The sequence below is a fragment of the Variovorax sp. P1_H12_2 genome (assembly GCF_056405335.1).
Map to the genome: position 1 here is coordinate 1 of NZ_JBFUCI010000334.1, position 7291 is coordinate 7291.

Below are 7291 nucleotides of genomic sequence, written 5' to 3' on the forward strand. Positions count from 1 at the left end.
CCGTGGACGTGACCGACATGCGACGCGCGCAGGATCAGCTCGAGGCCCTGAATCTGGCGCTCAAGGAACGCAGCGCGCAGGCGGAGTCGGCGAGCCGGGCCAAAAGCGAATTCCTGGCCAACATGAGCCACGAGATCCGCTCGCCGCTGAATGCGGTGATCGGCCTGGCCTACCTGTTGCGCCAGACCTCGCTGGACGAGACGCAGCGAGACTTCCTGCAAAAGATCGATGCCTCCAGCAACGCGCTGCTGGGCGTCATCAACGACATCCTCGACATCTCGAAGATCGAAGCCGGCGAGATGGCGCTCGACGAATCCGGATTCGACTTGCGCGAGTTGCTCGAGGGCGTCATGGCCATGGCCTCCGTGAACGCCCGCGACAAGGCGATCGCGTTGCGACAGGAAACCGAGGACGGGCTGCCGAGGCAGCTGCGCGGCGACCAGGCGCGGCTGCGCCAGATCCTCGTCAACCTGATGAGCAACGCGGTCAAGTTCACGGCCGCGGGGTCGGTCTGTCTCGGCGTGAAGGTCGAGAAGCGGCAAGGCCAGCACGCGCAGCTGCGCTTCACCGTGCTCGACACCGGCATCGGCATCGAGTCCGAGCTGCTGGGCCGCGTCTTTGCGCCCTTCATCCAGGCCGATTCGTCGACCACGCGGCGCTTCGGCGGCACCGGGCTGGGGCTCACGATCGTCAAGCAGCTCACCGAGCTGATGGGCGGTGAACTCGGCGTCGCCAGCACGCCGGGCAGCGGCAGCGAATTCTGGGTGGTGCTGCCGCTGGAGATCGCCGCCGACGCCGTGGCGGTGCCCGCCGGCGACACGCTGCCGCCGGAGGGAGGCGCCTCCACCGATCAGGACTTGTCGCGGATCCGGGTGCTGGTGGTGGACGACAGCCCGGTCAACCTGCTGGTCTGCCAGAGCATCCTTGCGCGCGCGGGCGCGCAAGTCGGCCTCGCGAACGACGGCCGCGAGGCGGTGGACCTGCTGCGGGCAGGGCCCGGGTCGTTCGACCTGGTGCTGATGGACGTTCACATGCCGGTCCTCGACGGCAACGAAGCGACGCGGCTGATTCGCCGCGAGCTCGGCCTCGCGGCCTTGCCGGTGATCGCGTTGACCGCGAGTGCCCTGGTGGCCGAGCGCGAGCGGGCTTTCGAGGCCGGCATGAACGACTTCGTGAGCAAGCCCTTCGATGCCGAGGCGCTGCTGCGTACCGTACGGCGCTGGGTGGAGCGGGCGCGCGGCGGCGGGACGCTCGAAAGGCCCGTGTCGCCGGCAGCCGATGTGCGGATGCCCGCGGACTGGCCGGTCATCGAAGGCATCGACACCGTGGATTCGTTCCGGCGGTTGCAGGGCGATCGCGGGCTGCTGGCCAGCGCGCTGCGCCGGCTGCTCGCCGAATTCGCCGACCTGGCGCAGGAGGAGGGCGCCGCCGGCCGCGCGGACCCGGCCGCGGCGCTGGCCGCGCGGCTRCACAAGCTGCAAGGCAGCGCCCGCACCCTCGGCATCGACGCGGTGGGGCGCCACGCGGCCGAGGCCGAAGCAGGGCTGCAGGCTGGCGACCCGCAGGCGCAGCAAGTGCGGGTGGCATTGAGCGCGCTGGCCGGGGCGCTGCGCCGGCTGCAGCTTGCAGTGCAGCCGTTCCTCGAGACCGCCGCCGGTGGGACGCAGGCCCACGGCACCGCGCCGCCCGGCCCTGAAGCGCTCGCGGCCTGGATCGGCGAGCTGCGCCGGCAGAGCGTGGGTGCCATGTCCCGCTTCGACGCGCTCGCCCCGTCCTTGCGAACCCACCTCGGGGCAGAGCGCTTCGCGGCGCTGGAACGCGCGATGCAGCAGCTTCAATTCCAGCGCGCGGTCGAGATACTGGAGGGTGCCGAAGCGGCCCGCCAGCCCCCAAACCTATAATCGAAGGCTCCAGCAGATCAAGCAGTCGGTGGGTTCGATGCAGGGGCTGCCCCCAACCGGCCGCCTTCGCACAAGCCAAGAACCCAAGATGAGCCAGCCCACCTTCAGCGTCGCCGACATCCGCAAGTCGTTCCTCGATTTCTTTGCGACCAAGGGCCACACCGTCGTGCCCTCCAGCTCGCTGGTGCCGGCCAACGATCCGACCCTGATGTTCACCAACTCCGGGATGGTGCAGTTCAAGGACGTGTTCCTCGGCACCGACCGCCGCCCCTACGTGCGCGCGGCCTCGGTGCAGGCCTGCCTCAGGGCCGGCGGCAAGCACAACGACCTCGAGAACGTCGGCTACACGGCGCGCCACCACACCTTCTTCGAGATGCTGGGCAACTGGAGCTTCGGCGACTACTTCAAGCGCGAGTCGCTCAAGTGGGCCTTCGAGCTGCTGACCGAGGTCTACAAGCTGCCGGCCGAGAAGCTCTGGGCCACGGTCTACATCGAGGACAACGAGGCCTACGACATCTGGACCAAGGACATCGGCCTGCCGCCCGAGCGCGTGGTGCGCATCGGCGACAACAAGGGCGGCCGCTACATGTCCGACAACTTCTGGATGATGGCGGACACCGGTCCCTGCGGCCCGTGCAGCGAGATCTTCTACGACCACGGCCCCGGCATCGCGGGCGGCCCGCCCGGCAGCCCGGACGAGGACGGCGACCGCTACATCGAGATCTGGAACAACGTGTTCATGCAGTTCGACATGCAGCCCGACGGCAGCGTGAAGCCGCTGCCCGCGCCCTGCGTCGACACCGGCATGGGCCTGGAGCGGCTGGCCGCGATCCTGCAGCACGTGCACAGCAACTACGAGATCGACCTGTTCGCGGCCCTGGTCAAGGCCGCATCGCGCGAGACCGGCGAACCGGATCTGGGCAACAAGAGCCTGCGCGTGATCGCCGATCACATCCGCGCCACCGCCTTCCTGGTGGCCGACGGCGTGATCCCGTCGAACGAAGGGCGCGGCTACGTGCAGCGCCGCATCGTGCGCCGCGCGATCCGCCACGGCTACAAGCTGGGCCAGAAGAAGCCGTTCTTCCACAAGCTGGTGCCCGACCTGGTGGCGCTGATGGGCGACGCCTACCCCAAGCTGCGGGCCGACGAGAAGCGCATCACCGACACGCTGAAGGCCGAGGAAGAGCGCTTCTTCGAGACCCTGGCCAACGGCATGGAAATCCTCGACGCCGCACTGGCCGGCGACGCCAAGGTGCTGTCGGGCGAGGTCGCCTTCAAGCTGCACGACACCTACGGCTTCCCGCTCGACCTGTCGGCCGACGTCTGCCGCGAGCGCAGCGTGGCGGTCGACGAGGCGGGCTTCCATGCCGCGATGGAGAAGCAGAAGGCCGCGGGCCGCGCCGCGGGCAAGTTCAAGATGGAGCGCGCCGTCGAATACACGGGCGCGGGCAATGCCTTCACCGGCTACGAGCATCTCGAGGAAAAGGCGACGGTGGTCGCACTCTACTTCGAAGGCGCGCCGGTGCAGCAGCTGGCCGAGGGCCAGCCCGGCATCGTGGTGCTCGACACCACCCCCTTCTATGCCGAGAGCGGCGGCCAGGTCGGCGACCAGGGCGTGCTTGCCGCCGAAGGCGTGCAGTTCGGCGTCGAGGACACGCAGAAGATCAAGGCCGACGTTTATGGCCACCACGGCACGCAGACGCAGGGCACGCTGAAGGTCGGTGACAGCGTCGCCGCCCGCGTCGACACCGAACGCCGCGCCGCCACCATGCGCAACCACAGCGTCACCCACCTGATGCACAAGGCCTTGCGCGAAGTGCTGGGCGAGCACGTGCAGCAGAAGGGCTCGCTGGTCGATGCCGACAAGACGCGCTTCGACTTCGCGCACAACGCGGCCGTCACGCCCGGGCAGATCCTCGAGATCGAGCGCCGCGTGAACGCCGAGATCCTGGCCAATCAGGCGACCCAGGCGCGCCTGATGGACATGGAGTCGGCGCAGAAGACCGGCGCGATGATGCTGTTCGGCGAGAAATACGGCGACACGGTGCGCGTGCTCGACATCGGCAGCAGCCGCGAGCTCTGCGGCGGCACGCACGTTGCGCGCACCGGCGACATCGGACTCTTCAAGATCACCAGCGAAGGCGGCGTGGCCGCCGGCGTGCGCCGCATCGAGGCCGTGACCGGCGCCAACGCGCTGGCCTATCTGCAGCAGCTCGAATCCACGGTCCAGACGGTGGCCGCGACGCTCAAGACGCCCGCCTCCGAGCTGCAGGGCCGGCTCACGCAGGTGCTGGAGCAGGTGAGGGCGCTGGAGCGCGAAGTCGGCTCGCTCAAGGGCAAGCTGGCCTCGTCCAAGGGCGACGAACTGCTGGCGCAGGCGGTCGACGTCAAGGGCGTCAAGGTGCTGGCGGCCAGGCTCGACGGCGCTGACGCCAAGACGCTGCGCGACACCATGGACAAGCTCAAGGACAAGCTCAAGACCGCGGCCATCGTGCTGGCGACGATCGAGGGCGGCAAGGTCCAGATCGCGGCCGGCGTCACGGCCGACACCCTGGGCCGCGTGAAGGCCGGCGAGCTGGTCAACTTCGTCGCCCAGCAGGTCGGCGGCAAGGGCGGCGGCAAGGCCGACATGGCCATGGCCGGYGGCACCGATGCGGCCGGCGTGCCGGCGGCGCTGAAGTCGGTGCAGGGCTGGGTCGCGGAACGCGTCTAGCCGTGGCGGACGACGTGGCGGTCGACATCCTCGTGATGGGCGCCGGCACCATCGGCTCGTTCATCGGCGGCCGGCTGGCGGCGGCGAAGGTCCGCGTGACCTTCGTGGGCCGGCCGCGCGTGCTGGGCGAACTCGCACAGCACGGCCTCACGCTCACCGATCTCGACGGGCTTCAGGGCCGCGTGCCACCCGCCGAGTTGCATCTGTCCGACGTCGTGCCCGCGGGCATCCGGCCCGCACTGGTGCTGCTGACCGTCAAGAGCGGCGCGACCGCCGAAGCCGCGGCCGAGCTCGCCGCCGTCCTGCCGGCCGGCACCACCGTTCTGTCGCTGCAGAACGGCATCTCCAATGCGCGGGTCGCCGCCGAGGCCGGGCCGGGCCTGCACGTGCTGCCGGCCATGGTGCCCTACAACGTCGCCGAGATCGGCCCGGGCGCCTTCCATCGGGGAACGGAGGGCCGGTTGGCGGCGCAGGACGACCCGGCGCTGCGGCCCTGGGTGGCGGTGTTCGAGCGTGCCGGCATCCCGATCGATCTCCATGCCGATCTGCTGCCGGTGCAGTGGGGCAAGCTGCTGTTCAATCTCAACAATCCGGTCAATGCGCTGTCGGGGCTGCCGCTGCGCGACGAATTGCTCCAGCGCGGCTACCGGCGCTGCTTCGCGGCGCTGATCGACGAGGCGCTGGCCGTGCTCGGGCGGGCCGGCATCGCGCCGGCCCAGCTCGGCGCGGTGCCGCCGGCGCGGATCCCGCCGATCCTGCGGCTGCCGACGCCATTGTTCCGGCTGGTTGCGGCGCGCATGCTGCGCATCGACGCCAAGGCGCGATCGAGCATGGCGGACGACCTGGCGCGGGGCCGGCGCACCGAGATCGATGTCCTCAGCGGCGAGGTGGTGCGGCTGGCGCAAAGCCACGGCATGCAGGCGCCGCTGAATGCGCGGATGGTCGAACTGGTCCAGGCCTGGCCGGCACGCCGCGAGCGCTGGCCGGCGCGGCAATTGCTGACCCAGCTGGGGATTTAGCCCCCACGCTCCCTCATTTCGTGTGGTAGGCGGCAAGGTTCAGAGTTGCTGAGCTGATTCCCATCAGCTGGTCAAGGTTCGTGAGCGGCAGCTTCGGAGCGAAGGCGTCCATCCCATTGGTATGGGCGAGCCGACTTTCCATTTGCTCGAAAGCGGCCATCCAATGTGATCGCGCTCACCAGTCAGTTCGACGTGGAACGGCTGCTATTCCGCTTGTCAACGCGTTCCAGGAAGCCATCTACGACCGGTCCCCACAGGCCTGTCAGGGAAAGGATGTGATGGCCGTCTTGTCCCGGTAATGTTTCGAGCACATGAAAATGCCCCTGACCGCCAGCGACTTCGAAGGCGTGAAAGTTCTTGCGGCTGTGAGCAACGCTATAGAAGGGATCGTTTTTCGCATACAGCCATACGCTAGACCCGGGAAATTTTGCTCCCCTCCTGGCGATCACGGGATTGATCATCTCGGATGCAGGCCCATGTTCATCAACCCAGCCGCCCACGAAATTGAGGACACCGCGAAAGAGATCCGGTCGTACCCCGGCAAATGCCAACGCAAGGAAGCCCCCCCGAGAATGCCCGCCGATCAGCAGGTGTTCACGGTCCACGTCAGCCCTCGCAAGCAAGTGCTCGACAACACACGCCACGTCTACCAGCGCGTGCTCGAAGCCCGGAAGAGCGTATCGGGGATCGTCAGAGTACTGCGACCGATCTGGTTCGAAGCCCTCGTCGTAAAGACCGCCCGACTTTCCGCGTCCGCGTCGCTGTGGGAACATGACCATCCAGCCGCGATCATTGAAGTGCTTCGCCAATGCTGGGCTGGTCACCGTGCTGGTAAACAGCGACGGATCATTTCCAGTACCCGTCGAACCATGATTGAACACAAGCTTCGGGAAAGGACCCAGCCCGGCCGGTTTGAACGTCACCATCTCGAGCGTGATCCGCTCTCCATGTTCGAATGCCCCGGTGGGCACGCGTTCGCTCGTGCGTTGTCCTTCAGCACTCAGCTGTGATAGGACCCCAGCTATCCAGCGACCGTCGAGCTCGCACCAAAGAAGTTCAACAACATCCGGATTTCTCATCCGAAACTGGAGGCTTGCGCCGTTCGTCAGCCGACCTCGCAGTTCGCTTCCGTGAATCTGAGCGAGCACACGTTCGCTAAAGACACTCTGCCCATCGGACGCGCGCACACAAACGATCGTGGCATCGTGCAGGGAGAGTTTCTCGACTATCAGCTTGACGTCGTAACTCCGGCCCTGGCCGGCCCATCCCGACCACTGCCCGGACCAAGCTGAGACCGAAGCCGGCAGATCGCTCGACGGTTTCAGTACGGCGAGGTCTGTTGGCGCGGTAGCAATAACTGTGCTCTCCGATGCTTCCGGCTCCAAAGCACTCATGAATTCGGGCCAAATTGTCGGGTTCTCTTGGTCGGCGGTCATGTTTCATTGTCCGCCGAGCCTGAGCGATCGAGCGGCACGATCGAATGTCGGGTTGGCCGACAGCGGCCTGACTCTAGGATGCCACATGCCTCCCATTAGAGGAATGGCTCACGAACTGTGAGCGGGCCAGGTCAACAACTTTGACCAAGGCTCAACAACCGTGACTCCCAACACCAAGGGGGCCGCAGGCCGGCTTGGGGCGGCCCGGCGCCGGCCTTAGCC

Annotated in this window: 4 protein-coding genes; 3 read left to right on the plus strand and 1 reads right to left on the minus strand. The window is 67.5% G+C overall.

Going from position 1 to position 7291, the window contains the following annotated elements:
• From AC1D2K_RS25910 to AC1D2K_RS25920, 3 genes are all read left to right on the plus strand, one after another.
• Positions 1–1901 (plus strand): ATP-binding protein (locus tag AC1D2K_RS25910; RefSeq protein WP_478092118.1); only part of this gene is annotated, 1901 nt, incomplete at its 5' end.
• An 88-nt stretch (positions 1902–1989) separates the two neighbouring features.
• On the plus strand, positions 1990–4614 hold the full coding sequence (gene alaS / locus AC1D2K_RS25915; RefSeq protein ID WP_478092120.1) for an alanine--tRNA ligase: 2625 nt from the start codon (positions 1990–1992) through the stop codon (positions 4612–4614).
• 35 nt (positions 4615–4649) lie between these two features.
• On the plus strand, positions 4650–5633 hold the full coding sequence (locus AC1D2K_RS25920; protein WP_478092123.1) for a 2-dehydropantoate 2-reductase: 984 nt from the start codon (positions 4650–4652) through the stop codon (positions 5631–5633).
• 182 nt (positions 5634–5815) lie between these two features.
• Here AC1D2K_RS25920 and AC1D2K_RS25925 read toward each other — a convergent pair whose 3' ends face one another.
• Positions 5816–7069 carry an alpha/beta hydrolase family protein gene (locus tag AC1D2K_RS25925; RefSeq protein ID WP_478092122.1) on the minus strand — a complete coding sequence of 418 codons (1254 nt, stop codon included), beginning with the start codon at positions 7067–7069 and terminating at the stop codon, positions 5816–5818.
• Positions 7070–7291: the final 222 nt, after the last annotated feature.

What these genes read in the sequence shown, in the direction of transcription:
- AC1D2K_RS25920 (WP_478092123.1), top strand. Translation starts at nt 4,650, where the DNA reads ATGGGCGCCGGCACCATCGGCTCGTTCATCGGCGGCCGGCTGGCGGCG.
- AC1D2K_RS25925 (WP_478092122.1), bottom strand. Translation starts at nt 7,069, where the DNA reads ATGACCGCCGACCAAGAGAACCCGACAATTTGGCCCGAATTCATGAGT.